Below are 19,172 nucleotides of genomic sequence, written 5' to 3'. Positions count from 1 at the left end.
TGCGCGGGTCGCTGAAACCGCCATGTCATATCCCGTCGGCATAGCCCGCCGTCATGAGGTTTACCCGGCGCGAGACGCTGATGACAGCAGGTGCTTTCGCGGCGATGCCGATGGCGCATAGTCGTGAACCTCGGCCTGCGCCCCTCGTCATAGGCCATCGCGGCGCGTGCGCGCTCCTCCCCGAGCATACGCTTGCCTCCTATGAACGGGCGATCATAGACGGCGCGGACATGATCGAGCCGGACCTGTGCATGACGAAGGACCGCCACCTCATCGTCCGCCATGAGAACGACATTTCCGAGACGACCAATGTCGCCGCGCACCCCGAATTTGCAGATCGGCGGACGCGGAAGGTTGTCGACGGGGCGGCCCATGAAGGCTGGTTCACCGAAGACTTCACGCTGGCCGAGCTGAAAACGCTCCAGGCGAAAGAGCGCTTGCCGACGTTGCGGCCGGCGAGCGCCGCGATGGACGGCCGCTTCCCGATTGTGACCCTCAGCGAAGTGATCGATTTCGTCGCCGGACAGGCGCGTGCGCGGGGCCGCATGATCGGTATCGTGCCGGAGCTTAAGCACTCGACCTATTTCTCCGATGCCGGCCTTCCCATGGAAGACCTCTTCGTCGATGTCATCGGCCGGCACCCGTATAGCCGCAGCGCGCCGCTGATCGTCCAGTCGTTCGAAACCGGGAACCTGCGCTATTTGAAGAATCAGCTCGGCCAGTGGACCAATGTCCGCCTCATGCAGCTTTGCGATGAAGAAGCGATGCAGCCCGCCGATATTGTGAAGGCGGGCGGGAAGACGACTTATGCGAACATGATGGCTCCCGCCGGTCTTGCCGAAATGGCGACTTATGCGGACATCGTCGCGCCCTACAAGATGTCGATCATTCCGGTCGGCCGCGATGGCCGGCTCGGCACGCCCACCGCTCTGGTGAAAGACGCGCACAAGGCCGGGCTGGCAGTGATGCCTTATACCTTCCGCCCGGAGAACAGCTTTCTGCCGATGGTCTTGCGTGAGGGGGACGATCCCGCACATCGGGCGGAGAAGGGCGCGATAGCGGAAATTCGCGCCTTTATCCGCGCCGGGATCGACGGCTTTTTCACGGACGATCCCGCGATCGGCCGCGCTGCTGTTTCGGCGTAGCGGGGAGGCGCCCCAGCCGCTATCCCCGCCCGATGGCGGATACCAAGAATCACCTCTATCTTGTCGATGGCTCGAGCTATATTTTTCGTGCCTATCATCAGCTGCCCCCCCTCACCAATCGGCATGGCGTGCCGGCTGGCGCGGTCTATGGCTATACCGCGATGCTCTGGAAGCTGGCGGACGCGCTCGACAAGGAAGAGGGGCCTACGCATCTGGCGGTGATCCTCGACAAGAGCAGCCACACTTTCCGCAACGATCTCTACGATCAGTATAAAGCCAACCGCCCGCCCGCGCCCGAAGACCTGATCCCGCAGTTTCCGCTGATCCGCGATGCGACGCGCGCCTTTTCGCTGCCGTGTATCGAGGAGGAGGGGTTCGAGGCGGACGACATCATCGCCACCTATACCTGCCAAGCGGTCGCAAAGGGCTGGGACGTCACAATCGTCTCCTCGGACAAGGATCTCGCGCAGTTGATCCAGCCGGGCGTCGATATGCTCGACACGATGAAGAACGAGCGGCGCAGCGACGATTATGTGATGACGAAATTCGGCGTCGCGCCCTCGCAATTGCGGGACGTGCTTGCGCTGATGGGTGACAGTGTCGACAATGTACCCGGCGTGCCGGGTGTCGGTCCGAAGACGGCGTCCAAGCTGATCCTCGAATATGGCGATCTCGACGCGGTGCTCGCGGCGGCGCCAAACATGAAGCCCTCCAAATTGCAGGAGCGGCTGGTCGAACATGCCGATCTCGCCCGGCTCTCTCGGGAGCTTGTCACGCTGCATGTCGGCGTGCCTCTGCCGATGTCGCTCGATGAGCTGAAGCTGGATGGAATCCCGCCCGACCCGCTCCGTGCTTTTCTGGAGGATCAGGGATTCAAGGCGCTGCTCTCGCGCCTTGCAGGCAATGCGCCGGGCAAGGCAGCGACGCCTTCCGTCTCAGCTCCCTCTCAGGGCGTAACTCCGGTGAGTGGCGCACCGGCGCCTATCGATCTGCCACCCATCGACCGGGAGGCCTATGAGACTGTCGTGACTCTGGACGCGCTCGACCGTTGGATTGCCGAAGCGCAGACCGGAGGCGTCCTTGCCGTCGACACCGAGACCGATGCGCTGGACAGCATTGTCGCGAGCCTTGTCGGCATCTGCCTTGCGACGGCTCCGGGCCGGGCCTGCTACATTCCCGTGGCCCACCGCTCGGGCGACGACATGTTCTGCGAGGCACCGCCACAGCTGGCGCTTGCCGATGTCATCACGCGTCTCGCGCCGGTTTTGCGGGATCCCGGCGTGCTCAAGATCGGCCACAACATCAAATACGACATCAACGTGCTGGCCCGCCACGGTCTCGTCGTTTCGCCCTATGACGACACGATGCTGATGGCCTTCGATCTGGAAGCAGGCAAATCTCTCGCTGGCCATGGCATGGACGAGGCGGCGAAACAGCATCTCGATCACACATGCATCGGCTTCAAGGACGTCACGGGAACCGGCAAGAAGGCGATCAGCTTCGCGCAGGTGCCGTTGCCCGAAGCGACGCGCTATGGGGCTGAGGACGCGGACGTGACCTACCGGCTTTGGACCCGGTTCAAGCCCAGGCTCGCCCATGAAGGCGCGACACGCATTTACGAGCTGGTCGACCGGCCGCTCGCAAGCGTGGTCGCCGGCATGGAGCGGGCCGGCATCAAGGTGGACCGGGAGGCGCTCTCGCGCCTTTCGGGACAGTTCGCGCAGGACATCGCGCGGCTCGAGAGCGAAATCCACGCGCTTGCCGGCCAGCCCTTCATGGTGGGTTCCACGCAGCAGCTGGGCGCGATTCTCTTCGAGAAGATGGGCCTCAAGGGCGGGAAAAAGGGCAAGAGCGGCGCTTATTCAACTGACGTGACCGTTCTGGAGAAGCTGAAGGCGGAGGGATCGGAGATCGCCGGGTTGGTGCTTGAGTGGCGGCAGCTTTCCAAGCTGAAATCCACTTATACCGATGCGTTGCAGGCTCAGATCAATCCGCAAACGGGCCGGGTTCACACCAGTTACAGCCTGACGGGCGCACAGACAGGTCGCCTCAGTTCCACCGATCCCAATCTCCAGAATATTCCGATCCGCAGCGAGGTCGGTCGACAAATCCGCGATGCGTTTATCGCCGAGCCGGGTAACGTGATCCTTGCCGCCGACTACAGTCAGATCGAACTGCGCCTTGCAGCCCACATGGCGGACGTGCCCGCCCTTCGTGATGCGTTTCTGGCGGGCGAGGATATTCACGCGGCGACGGCGCAGGAGCTGTTCGGCGAGGTGAATCGCGACACGCGCGCCCGCGCGAAGACGATCAACTTCGCCATTCTTTATGGCATTTCGCGCTGGGGTCTGGCGGCCCGGCTGGAGATCGATCCCGACGAAGCGCAATCGATGATTTCACGCTATTTCGAGCGTTTTCCGGGCATATCGGCCTATATCAACGAGACGCTGGAGAAGGTCCGCGCGCGGGGTTACACCGAGACGCTCTTTGGCCGGAAAACCTGGTTTCCGCAGATTACCAACAGTGTGCAGCACATCCGTCAGGGTGCGGAGCGGGCGGCGATCAACGCGCCCATACAGGGCACCAGCGCCGACATCATCAAGCGGGCGATGGCGCGGATGGGGCCAGCACTCAGGGAGGCTGGGCTGGGGCAGGTGCGCATGCTCCTCCAGGTGCATGACGAACTCGTGTTCGAGCTGCCTGAGAGCGATGTGGAAGCGGCCAAGCCCATTATCGAGTCGGTCATGGCGGGGGCTGCCGAACCAATGGTTCGACTCTCCGTGCCGCTGGGTGTCGAAATCGGCATCGGCTCAAGCTGGGGCGCCGCGCACTAGTGCGCGACCTCCTGTCCCAATAGGCCCGAAAAATCTTCATCTCCGATACGGCATCGTCACGAGTAGTTAAGCGGACTTTAGGCTCTCGCCGATAAACCCATGCTCATGCAGAAGAGATTCTATCGGGGCGCCATGAGCGCCGTGACCTTCATTTCGCTGCTGACGGCTTGTGGCGGAGCCGAGGGCGGATCGGGCGGCGCTGTGACTGTGCCTAGCGGGAACTCGCCGACGCCCACGCCGTCCCCAACCCCGACGCCCACGCCATCCTCGGCAACTGTGCCCACCCCGGCTCCGACACCGACCAATTGGGGAGAGGGCGTTCTCGCGCTTTATGACGAACTGGCCGATGTGACGACCTGCACGCCGGGCAAGCTCAAGGCGAGCGTCAGGGCGGATTTTCTCACGCGGCTCAATGCCATCCGCGCTCTCCATGGCCTCTCTCCAGTCGTCTATGCCAATGACGATGAAGAGGAGGCAGTGCAGGCCGCGCTTATAATGGCGTCCAATGGCCAACTCAGCCATACCCCTCCGACCAACTGGCGCTGCTACAGTATGACGGGCGCAGAAGGTGCGGGAAGCAGCAATCTGGTTGGCGGAACGGTCTCGCCTTATCTCGACTGGAGCAGCGAGGACGATTTTCTCGGCATGTGGCTTACCGAGTTAGCTGGAAGCAATATCGGCCATCGCCGCTGGATTCTCGACCCGTTCCTTGGCCGAACCGCCTATGGTCGTGTCAGTCAGGAAGGCGCCGATGGCATTCGCACGGATGCGGCGGCAATGAAGGTTTTCGCTTTCTCGACAGCGGAGCCTGTCCCGGCAAATGTGCCCGATTTCGTCGCCTATCCTTATGGCAACTATCCCGCGCGCTATGTGGACAAGCTCGGCTATCTGTCCTTCTCGGCGATCGCCAGCAAGACGAATCGCGGCGGCAACGGCGCCGTGAATTTCAGCAACGCGACCGTCACGATGACCACGCAGATCGGGACGAACGTGCAGGTCACCAACAAGACGGCCGACAACATTAACTATGGTGTTCCGAACAGCATTCAGTGGCGCGCCACAGGGCTGATATCGGGTGCGACATACACCGTGAAGATCAGCGGCATCGCCGGCGCTCCGCAGAGCGAATATACGTACAGCTTCCGCATCGTGGAGTGACGATAAACGGCGGGAGGCTTATTCTCCGCGTATGTCGCTCAGCTTGCGTTCCCACGCCAGAGCATGCTGCACGATCATGTCGAGATCGGCGTATTGCGGGGTCCAGGGTAACGTCGCCTTGATCCGGCTATTGTCCGAGATTAGCGCCGGAGGATCGCCAGCCCGGCGCCCCTCAAGCCGCCGCTCGATCTTCATGTTCGTGACACGATCCACAGCGTTGAGCACTTCCAGAACCGAGAAGCCGCGCCCATAGCCGCAGTTCATCGTGAGGCTGCGCGCAGGCTCCGCGATCAGCGCTTCCAGCGCCAGAACATGCGCCGCCGCAAGGTCCGACACGTGGATATAGTCGCGCACGCCGGTCCCATCCGCCGTGTCGAAATCCGTGCCGAAGACGCCGACATGAGCCCGCTTCCCGAGTGCTGCTTCGACCGCGACCTTGATGAGGTGCGTGGCGCCTGCGGTCGACTGACCGGTTCTCTCCTGCGGATCGGCTCCCGCGACGTTGAAATAGCGGAGCGCGCAGTAGTTCATGGAATGCGCCGCGGCGACGTCCTTGAGCATTAGCTCGGTCATCAGCTTGGACTGTCCGTAGGGATTGATCGGCGCTTTGGGCGCATCCTCACGGACCGGGCTCTCCTCCGGCACCCCATAGGTCGCGGCAGTGGATGAGAAGATGAAGTGGGCAACGCCCCTGTTGACTGCGGCTTCGATAAGGTTGCGGCTGTTGGCGGTGTTGTTGCGATAATATTTGAGCGGGTTCTCCACCGACTCCGGCACGATGATCGACCCCGCGAAATGCATGATCGCGCCAATGGCGTGCGCCGCGAGCGTCTCTTCCACAAGAGCCTGATCGGCCAGATCGCCCGCGACGAACGTGGCGCGCTTATCCACTGCCCAGCGGAACCCGGTAGTGAGATTGTCGAGCACGACGACCGGCCAGCCACCATCCAGCAAGGCGAGCACGGCGTGACTGCCGATATAGCCAGCGCCTCCGGTAACCAGCACTGTGGGTCGAGACATGTGGATACCCCCCCGGTAGAATAGGTCAGTAGAAACGCGAGATCAGCGGCACGACGATCATGAGAGCGACGAGAATCGCGAAGGCCTTTAGCCACCGCCTCATGCCACCGCTCGGCTGCGTCGTCATGACACGCCTCGGGCCTTATCCAGTTCGACAACGCGTTTGACGTCCTGCGACCGACCGCGCGGGAGGATCAGTACCTCGTCCGCAGAGGCGATGACGATGAGATCATTCACCCCGACGAGTGTCACGCGTGGCCCTTCGCTGCGGATCAGGCAGCCGTTGGAATCGATGGTCTGGCCCGCGCCATGGATGGCGTTGCCCTCGCTGTTCTTGTCCGCGATGGCATGAAGCGAGTCCCAGCTTCCCACGTCCGACCAACCCATCGACACCGGGACGCAGGCGACTTTTTCGGCGCGTTCCATCACAGCATAGTCGATCGAGTCGGATGGGCAGGCAGCAAAGGTGGGCGCGTCCGGCCGGATCACATGATCGCTGCGATGTGCATTCGCCATGGCCTCACGCGCGGCAGCCAGCATATCCGGCTGGTGCTCGCCGAGCACATCGAGATAGGCTCGCGCCGAGAAGAGGAAGATGCCCGCGTTCCAGGCGTGACCGCCCTGCGCCAGCATCGCTTCGGCTTTCTCACGATCAGGCTTCTCGATGAAGCGACCGACACGATGAACGCCCGTCGCAAGCTGGTCTCCAAGCGCGATATAGCCATAACCCGTTTCCGGGGCGTCTGGCTCGATGCCAAAGGTGACGAGCCAGCCATCCTCCACCAGCGGTCGCGCCCGGTCGATCGCCGCATGAAACGCTGCCACGTCAGCGATGACATGGTCGCTCGGCATGACGAGCATCGCGCAATCCTGCTCTTCGAGCTCGATCGCCGCCAGCGCGATGGCCGGGGCCGTATTGCGCGCCATCGGCTCGAGAATCAGCGTGGCGTCGGCAGCGCGCTGCGCTTCTACAAGGTCCATATGCGCGGCATTGGACACGATCACGGCATTGCCGCACGAACCCAGGCCCGCCGTTCGTGCCAGAGTGAGCTGGAACATCGTTTCCAGCGCGGTCAGCGCCAGGAATTGCTTTGGTTTTTCGGGCCGACTCAACGGCCAAAGACGCGTGCCAGAGCCACCGGAGAGAATCACGGGTGTGAGTATTTTCGCGCCTGCCATGCCTGTCTCCTTAGGTCAGGGACGGCTCCTTAGAGACTTTCCGCAGGCGCGAGAAGGGCGAGCAGATTGATTTGCCTAGAATGCATCCCGGATCGAGCAGGCCGCCGGCCCGAGGATGACGACGAAAAGCGTCGGCAGAATGAAGAGGATGAGCGGCACGGTCATGATAGCCGGAAGACGCGCGGCCTTCTCCTCGGCGCGCATCATGCGCTCATGACGGAACTCGGCCGACAGGACGCGCAGGGCCGAGGCGAGTGGCGTGCCATATTTCTCGGTCTGGATCATCGTGGTGACCACGCCTTTCAGCGCATCGACCTTCACACGGGCCGCGAGATTCTCGAAGGCCATGCGGCGTTCGGTGAGGAAGGACAACTCAATGGCCGTGAGCTGAAATTCTTCGCCGAGTTCGGGATAGGCAGCGCCCAGCTCCCTCGAAACTCGGGCGAAGGCAGCATCGACGGTCAGGCCAGCCTCCGCGCAGATAACGAGCAGATCGAGCGCGTCGGGGATGCCCTTGCGAATGGCGGCGGAGCGCTTGGTGACCTTGTTCTCGATGTAGAGATCGGGGGCCTTGTAGCTCAGCAGCAAGGCGGCGGCGAACGCACCAAAGCGCTTCATGCCCCCCCAGTCCGGGAAGAAATCCAGGCCGTAGAGGGCAAGCGCCGCGGTGCCGCCGACCACGATCGGCAAAACCAGCCGACCGAAAATAATGGCGATCGCCCAATCCTTCGACCGGATACCGGCCTGCGCGAGCTTGATCTGTGCCTCTTTGAGCTGATCGTCCTGAAGAACCTGCAGCGACTGCAGGAAGGTACGCATACGATCGGTCGTGTCGTTGCGATGGACGATCTTGGTGCGGCGGCGGCCGGTCGATGCGCTGATGCCTGCCTTGAGCTGCTCGCGGCGCTCGTTCAGCGCCTTCACTCTGCGCGCCATGGGATCGCGGACGGTCGCGGCCGTGTAGAGCGCGAAGAGGACGGCCAGGGTCGCCATCGCGGCGAGTAGAGTGCCGAGGTCGGCCGCGGTCAGGCCGAAAAGGGTCGCGCCAGTGGGCGTGTTCGGGTTCATGTCCGGCGTGCCCCTATATCTCGAAATTAATCATCTTGGCCATGATGAACGCGCCCATGCTCATCCAGATCATGCCGCCTATGCCGACGACCTGCATTGTGCTGAGGCCGAAAAGGCCGGCCGGATCGGGCGTGAAGAACGGCTTCATATAGTCGAAATTGATCCAGCAGATGAGGCCGAACACGAGGAAAGGCAGGACGCCGATAATATAGGCGGATGCCTTGGACTCGGAGGACATGGCCCGGATCTTCAGTTTCATCTGGGCACGCTGGCGAAGTACCCCGCCGAGATTGGCGAGGGTTTCCGCCAGATTGCCGCCGGTCTCGCGCTGAATAGCAAGTGTGATGCAGAAAAACTGGAATTCGGCAGTGCCGAGGCGCTCGGCTGTCTCTTGCAGAGACTGATCCATGGTCTTGCCGATCTTGATGCGCTCGGTGACCATGCGGAATTCCTCGCCGACCGGTCCGGGAATTTCGCTCGCGACCACGTTCAGCGTTTCTCCGACGGGCAGGCCCGAGCGCAAGCCGCGCACCAGGAGGTCGAGCGCATCGGGAAAATGGGTGTTGAAAGCCCGGATTCGCTTGTCGATCAGACGGTTGACGTAAAGATGAGGAAGGCCAAATCCGACTGCGATGCCGACGAAGATGGAGGGAAGCAGCGAAAATCCTCGGATCAGCATCAGCGCGAACGTCACGATGAGAATGATCGTGGACGTCGTCATATACTGGCTGAGCGTCCACTTCTTGCCCGTCATCGCGATGCGCTTCGAGAGATTCTCGGGATTGGGGATCAGCGAGGTGAGAAGGCGCTGGCTTTCGACCTGACGATTGGAAATGGCCCGCCGCATGCGCGCTTCAAGCTGCGATAGCTCGCTCTGGCCATGACGGCTGCGAATGGCGGCGAGCCGCTTGTCGCTGGCACGTGACGCCGACGGGCCGGAAAAGGCCAGAAACAAAAGGCTGATGAGACTCGCGATGAGGAACAGCAGCAGGATTAGCTTCACGTTCAACATTCAGTCCATCCTTGCGAAAGAGGCCAGCGCAGCAGAAACCTGTCCGCCCGGCCTCGTTCAGTCAGTCCGCAGCTACCGAGGCAGCCTTGTCCTTCGATTTCCCCGCGCTCTTGCCGATCGGCAGTTTGAGTTCGAGAAGTTTGCCGAACAGCGAGTTGCCGGATTTTCCGTCGGCTGCTCCGCCTTGCGCCAGATCGCCGGCAACGAGCTCGTGCCCGAGCTGCAGCAGGCCCTGGCCCAGCTTGCTCGCCCGGCCGCTCTCGGCCACGGTCTTGCCCAGCTTCGCCGCCTGCGATGTCGCCTTTGCATCATAGGGAAGAACGAGATCGATCGAGCGCTCGATCGACTGCTCGAAGTCCTTCGTGGCGATTTCGCTCGTTCCCGGCTGCGCCTTGTTGGCGACGACAGTCACGCGCGATTGCGGCGCGTGGCTCTTGAGCCATGAAAGCAGCCGGATCGTGTCGCGCGCGCCTGCGAGCGTGAGCTCGGTTACGACGACGATCGCATTCGAGGACTGGACCAGGTGCGGGTGCTGAATGAGCATTCCGCGCGGTAGATCCACAACCGTGCATTCAAACGCGCTGCGCAGCTCTTCCTGCAGATGATGATATGCCGCGCCGTCCGTGAGAAGCGGCTGACTGATCGGCGCTTCGGCGGAAAGAATAGCCAGCGTCTCGCTTGCGCGGACCATTGCCCGCTCAATGAACAGCCCGTCAATTCTGCTCGGATTTTCCACGGCATCGGTGAGACCGCGTCCCGGTTCGAGATCCATGCTGAGCGCACCAGTGCCGAAATGGACATCCAGATCGAGCAGGCCCGTCAGCCGCTTGTCCTTCGTGCTCACCCCATAGGCGATCGACGTCGCCACAGTGCTTGCGCCCGCGCCGCCCCGCGTGCCGATGACAGTGACGAGGAGATGAGGCCGATCGCTCGTCGCTTCGACCTTGGGTGCATGGAAAACGGCTTGTGCGCTCGCGATGGACTCGCGCAGATGGTCTGCTGAAAATGGCTTTAACAGATAGTCATGGATGCCGCTGGCGATGAGATCGCGATAGAGCCGGACATCATTGACTTGTCCGCTGGCAATTACGACGGTGCCGGGCTCGCAGACTTCGGCGAGACTATTGATATCGTTGAGCGGATCGCCGCTCTCGGAGAGATCGACAAACAGCACGTTCGGGCTTGCCGACATGGACAGGGACTGGACGGCATTGCGCAAGCCGCCCTTGCATACCTTCTCGATCGGCCAGCCCATCTCGTTGGCGATTCCGCGAAGCACGTCGAGGCTCGCATCGTCGCAGACATAGGCATGAAAAGGGTCACGCGAGCCGGGGCCTGCGGGTTTCCAGGGTGCGTTCATCTTAGCGACCTCCCACCGATTCTGCTTTCAGCGCGCCACCAGCGCCCGTGGGCACCTGCTCGCTATAGGCCTTGATGGCGCGGTTGCTCGTGGCTGTACGCAACACGCTGTGTGTGGAGCGGCCTTCGACAAGATCCTGCGGATCGGCGACCATTGCGGCGAGATTGCTCGCCGTGGCGCACCCATAGTTGCGGGAGAGGCCGCCGCGCAGATTAGGCTCGGTGCGGTCATTCCAGTCCGGGCAGGAGGGAACGCTGGCCGTAGCGCGGCTGATGACGATGCGAACACTGCCGTTCGCCGGGATGCCAGCGGTCTGCGGCGCATCGTCCGCGATCAGCAGGCCATAATGGGCGACTTCATCGGCAACGGCATCCCGCAAGGCAGAGGCGTTATAGCCATTGCCGTCCACGATCGCGACCCGGTCGCCAAAGCCGATGTCGATCGCCTGAAACCAGCCCAGCAGCCGGGCGCGCTCGGCACCGGAAAGATGACCGGACGCATCCGCCACCGTGTCAAAGACGAAATCCGTTCGCGAGACCACGGGTTGGTGGACCGAATCCAGGCTCCGGTTGGCAGGTGCCGCCTCGGCCGGCATCGCGACAAAAGCGAGAGCGGCCAGACCGCAGCCCAAGACGCCACGGAACGCTCGGGCGGGCGTGCGAAGGAGCCGGGATTTCGCGGCAGGCATTGAGTGTTCAGCCATGATTGCCATTTCCCTTAGAAGCTGAAGCCGGGCGCGGGCGCCGCTGAGGTGCCCCGTCGTGCCGGGCTTTGGCCTGGCTTGACCTGTTCGGGCGTAACAGTTGTCGACGGCGCGGCGGAAGGTTCCGGACGCTTCGCCCCGGTCTCGCCGTCATGAAGCTGGTTGAGGAGCAGGCGCTGGCCGTCCGTCGCGTTGCGGTAGCCGTCCGTGGGCAGAGCGATCTGGTTCGCCGACACAGGCCTCACCAGATAAGGCGTGACCACGATGACCAGCTCGGTCTCCTGCCTGCGGAAACCCTGGGATTTGAAGAGATTGCCGAGGATGGGCAGGTCGCCCAGGAAAGGCGTCTTCTCGATCGTATTGCCGGTCGAGTTCGAGAGCAGTCCGCCGATCATGAAGCTCTGGCCCGAGCCCAACTCCACCGTCGTTTCAGCGCGCCGGGTCGAGATGCCCGGAATGGTGAAGCCATTCAGGCGAACGGCCGCGGAGTTATCCAGCTGACTCACTTCGGGGCGGACGCGCATCGAGATGCGCCCGTCGGCAAGCACGATCGGCGTAAAAGCAAGGCTGACGCCATATTGCTTGAACTCGACCGAGACGTTGCCGAGCCCGGTCGACAGCGGAATGGGAATTTCGCCGCCGGCAAGGAAGCTCGCCGTTTCGCCGGACAGGGCGGTCAGGTTCGGATTGGCCAGCGTCGAAGCGAGGCCCTGCGTCTCCGCAAGGTCGAGAGCGGCCAGCAGGTTGAGGCCGAGGAACTTCGTGTCTGCCGCGAAGGTCGTGCCGGTCGTCTGCGAGGTTACCCCCGAACCGATGACATCCCCTGCGCCATTGACGATGGGCTTTACGCCGTTGCCCACGCCGAGCGGGCCGCCCATGGTCCATGCTTCGTTGATCATGCCCCGGCCCTGGCCGAAACCGAACTTGAAGCCGCTGGTGAGGTCCGCCGTCGCCAGATTGACGCCGATATTCTTGGAAATGCTCTTGTTCACTTCCGCGATGCGGACCTGCAGATTGACCTGGAGGGGCGTGGCGGTGCGAAGCCGGCTGACGACGCTGTTCTTTTCACCCACAAAAGCCGTCACGAGCCGTTCGGCCTCCGCAGCGTCTTCCGGCGCGGCGATCGTCCCGGTCAACAGGGTCATGCCATTGAGCGTGCTCACCTGAATGGAGGATTCCGGCATGGCGAGCTTCAGCATCTGGTCAATGCTGGTGAGGTTGTTCCCCACGCGCACTGCGCTCGAATAAAGCTGCTTTCCCGCCTTGTCGGTAATGAAGAAAGTCGTCTCGCCCGGCGCCTTCGCGATGAGGAAGATCTGGCGCTGCGAGCGGACATGGACATCGAGCACCGCAGGATTGGCGATCACGACATCGGACATCGCGGCAGGGAGATTGATGACCCGACCTTCGCCCACGCCAAGGAGGAGGGCGCCGTTCTGCTGGACGATGTCGGCCGCCTGAAGGGGTGCGGGCGCCACACTGGTCAGCGCCGCGAGCATTCCCGCTGTGGCGAAAGCGCCGGCGAGCGTGGCTCCGCGTCTCGAAGTCGCCAAGCGAGCGACCGGAAGGACCTTGCGCTTCGTCATTTCACTTACCCCCCAGGGCCACGGCTTCGACCTGAGCGCCGCGTGCGACGCGCACGATCGGCCCGTTGCCCGATGGCCCGACCACACCGCCCGGCGCACCCGTGCCGCCGCTTTCGACCGGCTTGCCCGGAACCGAGCGGCGCTGATAGCGCGACACATCCGCGCCCGTGACGAAAGAGCCCTTGTCGAGCGGCCGGCTGGCCAGCGCCGCCATCATGGTCTTCTCCGCGTTGGGATCGCTGGATTGGGGCGCATCGATTTCGCTGCTGGCGAGCGCCTGCTCGAGTTCCTGATTATTATCCGTGAGCGCGCGCAGAGACATGGAGAGCGCGCCGACGGTCTGCGCGACCGTGATCTTCTCCGCCATGCGGGGCGTCACTTCCAGAGTGACGTTGGAATAGGTCTGCACCACTGGTTTGCCGGTCGCCGGATCAACCGCGTCAGTCCGCTGGTCGGTCGCGAGCACGCGCAAATTGCGAAGCACGGTTTCAGCCACCTTGAGCGGGGCGCCGTCGCCGCCGCCATCGACGCTTTGGGTCAGCAGCAGGTCCACCCGATCGCCGGGGAAAATGAAACCGGCGACCGAGCTCTGGATCGACACCGGCACCGTTACGGCACGCATGCCGGGGCCGAGCGCCGCCGCGAGAAAGCCACGGTCACCCGGCTGGATGAGCGAGCCCTGCGTTACCGGCTGGCCGGCAGCCACTGCTGTGCGGACCACCGAACCAACAAGCTTGGCCTCCTCGGCCTTGCCCTGAATGAAATAGGCCTCTTCGACGAGATCCTTGGGCCAGGGCTGGTAGCGATAGGCATCCGGCCCGATGATCGTGCCGATCGGCAGCGACTTGGTCGCGACAAGAACATGTGGCATGGTCTGGGGATCGGGCATCGCGGCGGCGCCGACCTCGGGCGCTGGCGATCCGGATAGCATGGACCTTGCAAGCAGCGCCGTTGACACAGCAATTACCAGCGCGCCGGCTAGAAGCGCGATCTTCTTAGGTTCCATTACGAAACTGGCCTCCCTGACCGAGGCACCCCGCGCCTCGCCGGGATCTGCTTATTGGGCCAAATGGTTAAGATAGCGTGCACCGACTACCCAGATGGCCGCGATGGCGATCGCCACGCCATAGGGCACCTCCGGCTGACCCTTCCGCCCGGCAATGCGGTGGTGGACGAGCGTGATGATCGTGATGACGCCGCCCGCGATGGCCATGATGACCAGAAGGCTCGCCATGGCGGGCAACGGGAACCAAAGCGCGAGTGCGCCCAGCAGTTTGACGTCGCCGCCGCCCATCAGGCCCATAGCGAAGACTATGGTGAAAAGGGCGAATACTGCCAGAGCGAGGCCCAGCTGCAGCGGAACGTCTGGATAAAGAGCCATGCCGTTCGCCCACCACCATACCGGGGCAAGCAGCGCGATGGTGAGATTGAGGCGGTTGGAGATGATCCGCGAACTGATGTCCGTCACTGCCGCGAAGAGAAGAAGGAGCACGAGCAGCGCGCTCAAAAACTGGATCGGTAAATTCCCCCACATGAGCGATAAGGCTAGACCGTTTCCCTTTCAAAATCGTAACCTGAGGCCATGATCTCCGACAAGGCAACGGATGCGCGAGCATGACCTCGTGCGACATTCTCGTGGTGGGTGGCGGCATGGCGGGCATGAGCCTGGCCGCCGAGCTGGCGGAATATGCGCGCGTCATCCTCATCGAGCAGGAGGACGTGCCGGGCTACCACGCGACGGGGCGCTCGGTCGCCTTCTGGGAGGAAAGCTATGGCGGCCCGCTGATCCAGCCGCTCACGACGGCGAGCCGGCCGCTTATGGAGGCCTTCATCGCGCCGCGCGGCGCGCTCCATATCGGGCGTGATGCCGATGCGCCGCTCCTTGCGACGATGCTGAGCGACTTTGCAGGAAGCGGCGTCACCCTGGAGACGCAGACTGCCGATGATTTGCGGCGGGTTCTTCCAGGGCTCCGGCAGGACTGGTCCATCGGACTTGCCGAACCAAGCTGCTCCGACATCGACGCGGCCGGCCTTCTGGCGCATTACGCCAGCCGGGCGCGACGCGGCGGTGTCGACATTCGAACGAACGCGCGGTTGATCGCGGCGCGCCGCGCGGGCGGCATGTGGCAGGTCGACAGTACGGCGGGGCCGTTCGCGGCCCCACTCATCATCAACGCGGCGGGTGCCTGGGCGGATGACATTGCGCGGCGCTGTGGTGTCTCGACCATTGGTATCGCGCCGCTTCGGCGCACGGTCGTCCAGCTCCGCTGCCCTGACGCGCCTGCGCATTTCCCGGTCGTCATGGATCTTGCCGGTCAGTTCTACTTCAAGCCGAGTGGGCCGGGGCGGCTTTGGCTCTCCCCGCATGACGAAGTGCCGGACGAACCGGGGGACGTGGCGCCAGAGGAGCTGGATGTCGCGGTCGCGATCGACCGGTTCCAGCATGTCGTCGATTGGCGCATCGAAGCCGTCGAGCGGCGCTGGGCTGGGCTGCGCAGCTTTGCGCCGGATCGGCTGCCGGTTTATGGCTTCGACGCGGAAGCAGACGGCTTTTTCTGGTTCGCAGGGCAGGGGGGCTTCGGCATCCAGACGGCGCCTGCCGCAGCGCTTCTGGGCGCGGCCCTCGTCAAGGGCGATCCGCTGCCGGCCGCACTGGAAACGATCGATCCGGTCGTGTTTTCTCCGAAACGATTTGTGGTAGCGCGCGCGAATATCGCCGGTTAAACTCGTGCCGAACCGGAGCGGGAGGAGCGCATGGCGCACAAGTTCGTGATCGAGCAGAACAAGGCCGGAGAGTTCGTCGCCAAGTTCAAGTACAACAACGAGATCATCTTCTGGACCGAGGGCTACACGTCGAAGGCGAGCGCGAGGAACGCCATCGAGTCGATCCTCAAAAATGGTCCGGGCGCGCCGGTCGAGGAAGGCTGAGCGCTAGCTAGCGGCGAGCGCAGCGTCGCTCGCGAGCCTGTCGGCCCTCTCATTCTCGGGATGGCCGGCATGGCCCTTTACCCAGCGCCACTCCACCTGGTGGCGCGCGCTGGCGGCCTCAAGGGCTTGCCATAAGTCGGCATTCTTGACCGGCTTCTTGTCCGCGGTGCGCCAACCATTGCGTCGCCAGCCGTGAATCCATTTCGTGATGCCGTCCATCACATATTTGCTATCGGTGTGGAGGACCACCCGGCACGATCGGGTCAGGGCGTTCAGTCCCTCGATCGCGGCGGCCAGCTCCATGCGATTGTTGGTCGTCAGCGCTTCTCCACCGGAAAGCTCTTTTTCGTGCGCGCCATAGCGGATGACGGCGCCCCAGCCGCCCGGCCCCGGATTGCCCTTGCATGCACCATCCGTGAAAATCTCGACGCTGTCCGTCACGGCCGGCCAAACAGCATATCGGCGGGCGTGGTGGCATAGCATTCCAGCCGGCGGAGATAGGCCAGCGGATCCTTGCGCGTGACGAGCGCGTCAGCCGGCGTATTGAGCCAGTCGAACGCGCGCGTGAGGAGGAACCGAAGCGCGGCGCCGCGCCCCAGAACCGGGAGGGCCTTTTCCTCGTCCGGCGAAAGACCGTGACTTGCTCGGTAGCCCGCCATGAGCGCCTCGGCCCTGTTCTGATGAAAGGTCGCGCCGTCGAACGAGAAGCACCACGAGCCGTGCGTTATCGCGACGTCATAGGCCCGTATGTCGGTGCAGCTGAAGTAGAAGTCTATGAGGCCAGTGACCGCATCGCCTTTCATCAGCACATTGTCGGGGAACAGATCGGCATGGATGACGCCACGGGGCAGATTCGTGGGCCAGTGGCTATCGAGGAAAGCGAGTTCCGCCGAGATGCGGTCTCCAAGTCCGGGCTGGATGTCCTCGAGGCCCGTGCCGCACGCCTCGGCAAGCCGGTGCCAGTCACCAAGGCCAAGCGCGTTCGGGCGCTCTCCAGCGAAGCCTTCCGATGCGCGATGCAAAACACCAAGCGCGTCTCCGGCGGCCTGCGCCTGGAGCGGCGTTGGCTCCGTTACCGAAATGCCCGCGAGAAATTCGATGAGGCAGGCGGGGCGACCGCAAAGCTCCTGAAGGCGCGCACCTTTCCTGTCCGCAATGAACCGGGGGACTTTGCACCCCCGCGCGCCCAGATGATCGAGCAGATCGATGAAAAAGGGCAGATCGGCCGGATCGACCCTCTTCTCATAGAGGGTCAGAATGAACCGCGCGCCCGATCCGTCGCGACCCGTGGTGTCCACCAGATAGTTGCTGTTCTCCACGCCCTCGGCAATGCCCTTGGCGGAGACGAGCGATCCGACATCGTAGCGAGTGAGAAAGTCGGCCAACGATTCCGCCGGCACCTGTGTATAGACCGCCATCTTCCGATCGATCAGGCCACCGCGAGATCGCGCGGCAGCTTGAAAGCGATGTTTTCTTGCGCTGTGCGGACCTCTTCTTCGGTAACCGCGAAGTGGACCGCAAGCCGATCGACCACGCCGCGCAGCAGAATTTCGGGCGCGCTCGCTCCGGCGGTGACACCCAGCGTCTGCACGCCTTCCAGCCAGTCGAAATCAATCTCATCCGCCGTCTGGATGAGTTTCGCCTTCGTGCCGAGCCGCTCGGCAACCTCGACCAATCGCAGCGAGTTGGAGCTGTTCGGCGCACCAATGACATAGACTGCGCCTGACCGGGCAGCGATGACCTTTGCGGCTGCCTGCCGGTTCGAGGTGGCATAGCATATGTCCTCACCCTTGGGTGCGGCAATGCCGGGGAAGCGACGCTCCAAAATCTCGACGATTGTGGATGTGTCATCGACGGAAAGCGTGGTCTGAGTGAGATAGGCGAGTTCCCGCCCTTCCGGTGCCACGAAGCTTTCTGCCTGCGCTTCCGTTTCGATGAGGCTCATGAACCCCTCGGGCACCTGGCCGAAGGTGCCGATAACCTCGGGATGGCCTGCATGGCCGATGAAGAGAATGTGACGGCCAGCGTCAACCTGCCGCTCAGCCTGACGATGGACCTTCGAGACGAGAGGGCAGGTCGCATCAAGGAAATCGAGACCGCGCGCCGCCGCGTCCGCTGGTACGGCTTTAGGCACGCCATGCGCGGAAAAGACCACCGGGCGATCGCTCGGTACTTCTTCGAGTTCGTCCACGAAAACCGCGCCCTTGGCGCGCAGCGCGTCCACCACGAACTTGTTGTGGACGATCTCATGCCGGACGAAGACCGGCGCGCCATATTTCTCGATCGCTTTCTCCACGATCAATATGGCGCGGTCGACACCGGCGCAGAAGCCGCGCGGCGCGGCGATGAGAATATGCAGCGGCGGTTTGGGCGTGCTCATGCGGGGTCTTTAGGGACTCGTGCGCCACAGGGAAAGCTGCTTGTGGCATGCGACGCTTTCGGTTGCCTCGCCCGGACGCCGCGACTAAGAAGCCGAACTCGTCGAAGCGCTGCGCCAGCGCTCCTGGACCTAAGGATTTCCAAACGGTGCGCATTATCACCGCTCGAAACGGCCTCTTGCTCGCAACCCTTTTGGCCGCTCTGGCCGGCTGCACGCGCAGAGGGGATATCGATCCGACCGGCGGCATCGTCCAGGTCCGTTCAGCCTGTCCGGCCGCGGCGATACCTGCCCAGACGGGCGACGTCACGCTGTTCAGCCCCGCCAATTCAACGGATGCGAGCGCGATCGATGTCGTGGCGACCATCACGAACCTTCGGTCCACATGCAGCGAAGGCGGCGATCAGTTCGCCACAGAAGCCACGTTCGACGTGGTCGCTACACGGCGGGACGCCAGCGCCGCACGTCAGGTGACGCTGCCCTATTTCGTGGTGGCGACACGTGGCGGGACGTCCGTCGTTTCCAAGCGCGTAGGGCAGGTGACGCTCTCGTTCGCCGCAGGGGAAGCGCGCGCCAGCACGCAGGCCCGCGCGTCTTCCTATGTGGACAAAAGCGCCGCGACGCTCCCACCGGAAATCCAGACCCTGATTACCAAGCCGCGCAAGTCCGGTGACGCGGATGCGGCGACCGATCCACTGGCGCGGCCGGAAGTGCGCGCAGCGATCCAGCGAACCAGCTTCGAGCTGCTCGTCGGTTTCAACCTGACCCGTGAGCAACTCCGCTACAACGCCACCCGCTAAGA

18 protein-coding genes are annotated in these 19,172 nt (G+C 63.2%); 6 read left to right on the top strand and 12 right to left on the bottom strand.

Translation table 11 applies throughout. The features are described from left to right. Window positions 1-80: 80 nt before the first annotated feature. The 3 genes from ACNAOH_RS05525 (at window position 81) to ACNAOH_RS05515 (ending at window position 5,137) form a co-directional block, all read left to right on the top strand. Window positions 81-1,145 carry a glycerophosphodiester phosphodiesterase gene (locus tag ACNAOH_RS05525; RefSeq protein WP_443971760.1) on the top strand — a complete coding sequence of 355 codons (1,065 nt, stop codon included), beginning with the start codon at window positions 81-83 and terminating at the stop codon, window positions 1,143-1,145. Between the two features lie 32 nt (window positions 1,146-1,177). Beyond that, entirely contained in the window at window positions 1,178-3,979 is a 2,802-nt protein-coding gene (polA, locus tag ACNAOH_RS05520; RefSeq protein ID WP_443971759.1) for a DNA polymerase I, read from the top strand. A 105-nt stretch (window positions 3,980-4,084) separates the two neighbouring features. Beyond that, window positions 4,085-5,137: a CAP domain-containing protein gene (locus tag ACNAOH_RS05515; protein ID WP_443971758.1), complete on the top strand. Its 1,053-nt coding sequence runs from the start codon at window positions 4,085-4,087 to the stop codon at window positions 5,135-5,137. Window positions 5,138-5,155: 18 nt separating this feature from the next. Here ACNAOH_RS05515 and galE read toward each other — a convergent pair whose 3' ends face one another. The 9 genes from galE to ACNAOH_RS05470 form a co-directional block, all read right to left on the bottom strand. Then, window positions 5,156-6,157: a UDP-glucose 4-epimerase GalE gene (gene galE / locus ACNAOH_RS05510; protein ID WP_443971757.1), complete on the bottom strand. Its 1,002-nt coding sequence runs from the start codon at window positions 6,155-6,157 to the stop codon at window positions 5,156-5,158. Between the two features lie 123 nt (window positions 6,158-6,280). Then, window positions 6,281-7,336 (bottom strand): mannose-1-phosphate guanylyltransferase/mannose-6-phosphate isomerase, encoded by a 1,056-nt coding sequence (locus tag ACNAOH_RS05505; protein ID WP_443971756.1) that lies wholly within the window; start codon window positions 7,334-7,336, stop codon window positions 6,281-6,283. A 75-nt stretch (window positions 7,337-7,411) separates the two neighbouring features. After that, window positions 7,412-8,404: a type II secretion system F family protein gene (locus ACNAOH_RS05500; protein WP_443971755.1), complete on the bottom strand. Its 993-nt coding sequence runs from the start codon at window positions 8,402-8,404 to the stop codon at window positions 7,412-7,414. Window positions 8,405-8,417: 13 nt separating this feature from the next. Beyond that, window positions 8,418-9,413 (bottom strand): type II secretion system F family protein, encoded by a 996-nt coding sequence (locus tag ACNAOH_RS05495; protein WP_443972054.1) that lies wholly within the window; start codon window positions 9,411-9,413, stop codon window positions 8,418-8,420. Window positions 9,414-9,477: 64 nt separating this feature from the next. Next, window positions 9,478-10,776 carry an AAA family ATPase gene (locus ACNAOH_RS05490; RefSeq protein WP_443971754.1) on the bottom strand — a complete coding sequence of 433 codons (1,299 nt, stop codon included), beginning with the start codon at window positions 10,774-10,776 and terminating at the stop codon, window positions 9,478-9,480. A 1-nt stretch (window position 10,777) separates the two neighbouring features. After that, on the bottom strand, window positions 10,778-11,479 hold the full coding sequence (locus tag ACNAOH_RS05485; protein WP_443971753.1) for a CpaD family pilus assembly lipoprotein: 702 nt from the start codon (window positions 11,477-11,479) through the stop codon (window positions 10,778-10,780). A 14-nt stretch (window positions 11,480-11,493) separates the two neighbouring features. After that, entirely contained in the window at window positions 11,494-13,065 is a 1,572-nt protein-coding gene (locus ACNAOH_RS05480; RefSeq protein WP_443971752.1) for a type II and III secretion system protein family protein, read from the bottom strand. A gap of 1 nt (window position 13,066) precedes the next feature. After that, window positions 13,067-14,071 (bottom strand): Flp pilus assembly protein CpaB, encoded by a 1,005-nt coding sequence (gene cpaB, locus ACNAOH_RS05475; RefSeq protein ID WP_443971751.1) that lies wholly within the window; start codon window positions 14,069-14,071, stop codon window positions 13,067-13,069. Between the two features lie 51 nt (window positions 14,072-14,122). Continuing rightward, the gene (locus ACNAOH_RS05470; protein WP_443971750.1) at window positions 14,123-14,599 is read right to left on the bottom strand and encodes an A24 family peptidase; all 477 of its coding nucleotides are present in this window, start codon (window positions 14,597-14,599) and stop codon (window positions 14,123-14,125) included. 80 nt (window positions 14,600-14,679) lie between these two features. Between ACNAOH_RS05470 and ACNAOH_RS05465 the strand changes: the two genes are divergently transcribed. Continuing rightward, window positions 14,680-15,789 (top strand): NAD(P)/FAD-dependent oxidoreductase, encoded by a 1,110-nt coding sequence (locus ACNAOH_RS05465; RefSeq protein WP_443971749.1) that lies wholly within the window; start codon window positions 14,680-14,682, stop codon window positions 15,787-15,789. 30 nt (window positions 15,790-15,819) lie between these two features. Further along, entirely contained in the window at window positions 15,820-15,993 is a 174-nt protein-coding gene (locus tag ACNAOH_RS05460) for a YegP family protein (protein WP_443971748.1), read from the top strand. A 3-nt stretch (window positions 15,994-15,996) separates the two neighbouring features. Here the strand turns inward: ACNAOH_RS05460 and rnhA are convergent, their stop codons facing one another. Genes rnhA through ispH form a run of 3 tightly spaced genes read right to left on the bottom strand, consistent with a single transcriptional unit; the run spans window position 15,997 to window position 18,373 of the window. Next, a complete protein-coding gene (gene rnhA / locus ACNAOH_RS05455; RefSeq protein ID WP_443971747.1) occupies window positions 15,997-16,434 on the bottom strand; it encodes a ribonuclease HI in 438 nt (145 codons plus the stop codon). After that, window positions 16,431-17,411 (bottom strand): homoserine kinase, encoded by a 981-nt coding sequence (gene thrB / locus ACNAOH_RS05450; protein ID WP_443971746.1) that lies wholly within the window; start codon window positions 17,409-17,411, stop codon window positions 16,431-16,433. The genes rnhA and thrB overlap by 4 nt, the downstream gene beginning before the upstream one ends. A gap of 11 nt (window positions 17,412-17,422) precedes the next feature. Beyond that, window positions 17,423-18,373 carry a 4-hydroxy-3-methylbut-2-enyl diphosphate reductase gene (gene ispH / locus ACNAOH_RS05445; RefSeq protein WP_443971745.1) on the bottom strand — a complete coding sequence of 317 codons (951 nt, stop codon included), beginning with the start codon at window positions 18,371-18,373 and terminating at the stop codon, window positions 17,423-17,425. 146 nt (window positions 18,374-18,519) lie between these two features. Here ispH and ACNAOH_RS05440 point away from each other — a divergent pair, with 146 nt between their 5' ends. Then, the gene (locus tag ACNAOH_RS05440; protein WP_443971744.1) at window positions 18,520-19,170 is read left to right on the top strand and encodes a hypothetical protein; all 651 of its coding nucleotides are present in this window, start codon (window positions 18,520-18,522) and stop codon (window positions 19,168-19,170) included. The last annotated feature ends 2 nt before the right edge of the window (window positions 19,171-19,172 follow it).

This window comes from Sphingobium sp. CR28, from assembly GCF_052327305.1.
In the GTDB taxonomy this organism is placed as follows: Bacteria; Pseudomonadota; Alphaproteobacteria; order Sphingomonadales; family Sphingomonadaceae; genus Sphingobium.
This window is presented reverse-complemented; position numbering and strand designations above follow the sequence as displayed.

Bases quoted from the DNA above. Each gene is read 5' to 3' on its own strand.
- ACNAOH_RS05525 (WP_443971760.1), top strand. From the start codon at position 81: ATGACAGCAGGTGCTTTCGCGGCGATGCCGATGGCGCATAGTCGTGAA.
- polA (WP_443971759.1), top strand. From the start codon at position 1,178: ATGGCGGATACCAAGAATCACCTCTATCTTGTCGATGGCTCGAGCTAT.
- ACNAOH_RS05515 (WP_443971758.1), top strand. From the start codon at position 4,085: ATGCAGAAGAGATTCTATCGGGGCGCCATGAGCGCCGTGACCTTCATT.
- galE (WP_443971757.1), bottom strand. From the start codon at position 6,157: ATGTCTCGACCCACAGTGCTGGTTACCGGAGGCGCTGGCTATATCGGC.
- ACNAOH_RS05505 (WP_443971756.1), bottom strand. From the start codon at position 7,336: ATGGCAGGCGCGAAAATACTCACACCCGTGATTCTCTCCGGTGGCTCT.
- ACNAOH_RS05500 (WP_443971755.1), bottom strand. From the start codon at position 8,404: ATGAACCCGAACACGCCCACTGGCGCGACCCTTTTCGGCCTGACCGCG.
- ACNAOH_RS05490 (WP_443971754.1), bottom strand. From the start codon at position 10,776: ATGAACGCACCCTGGAAACCCGCAGGCCCCGGCTCGCGTGACCCTTTT.
- ACNAOH_RS05485 (WP_443971753.1), bottom strand. From the start codon at position 11,479: ATGGCTGAACACTCAATGCCTGCCGCGAAATCCCGGCTCCTTCGCACG.
- ACNAOH_RS05480 (WP_443971752.1), bottom strand. From the start codon at position 13,065: ATGACGAAGCGCAAGGTCCTTCCGGTCGCTCGCTTGGCGACTTCGAGA.
- cpaB (WP_443971751.1), bottom strand. From the start codon at position 14,071: ATGGAACCTAAGAAGATCGCGCTTCTAGCCGGCGCGCTGGTAATTGCT.
- ACNAOH_RS05470 (WP_443971750.1), bottom strand. From the start codon at position 14,599: ATGTGGGGGAATTTACCGATCCAGTTTTTGAGCGCGCTGCTCGTGCTC.
- ACNAOH_RS05465 (WP_443971749.1), top strand. From the start codon at position 14,680: ATGACCTCGTGCGACATTCTCGTGGTGGGTGGCGGCATGGCGGGCATG.
- ACNAOH_RS05460 (WP_443971748.1), top strand. From the start codon at position 15,820: ATGGCGCACAAGTTCGTGATCGAGCAGAACAAGGCCGGAGAGTTCGTC.
- thrB (WP_443971746.1), bottom strand. From the start codon at position 17,411: ATGGCGGTCTATACACAGGTGCCGGCGGAATCGTTGGCCGACTTTCTC.
- ispH (WP_443971745.1), bottom strand. From the start codon at position 18,373: ATGAGCACGCCCAAACCGCCGCTGCATATTCTCATCGCCGCGCCGCGC.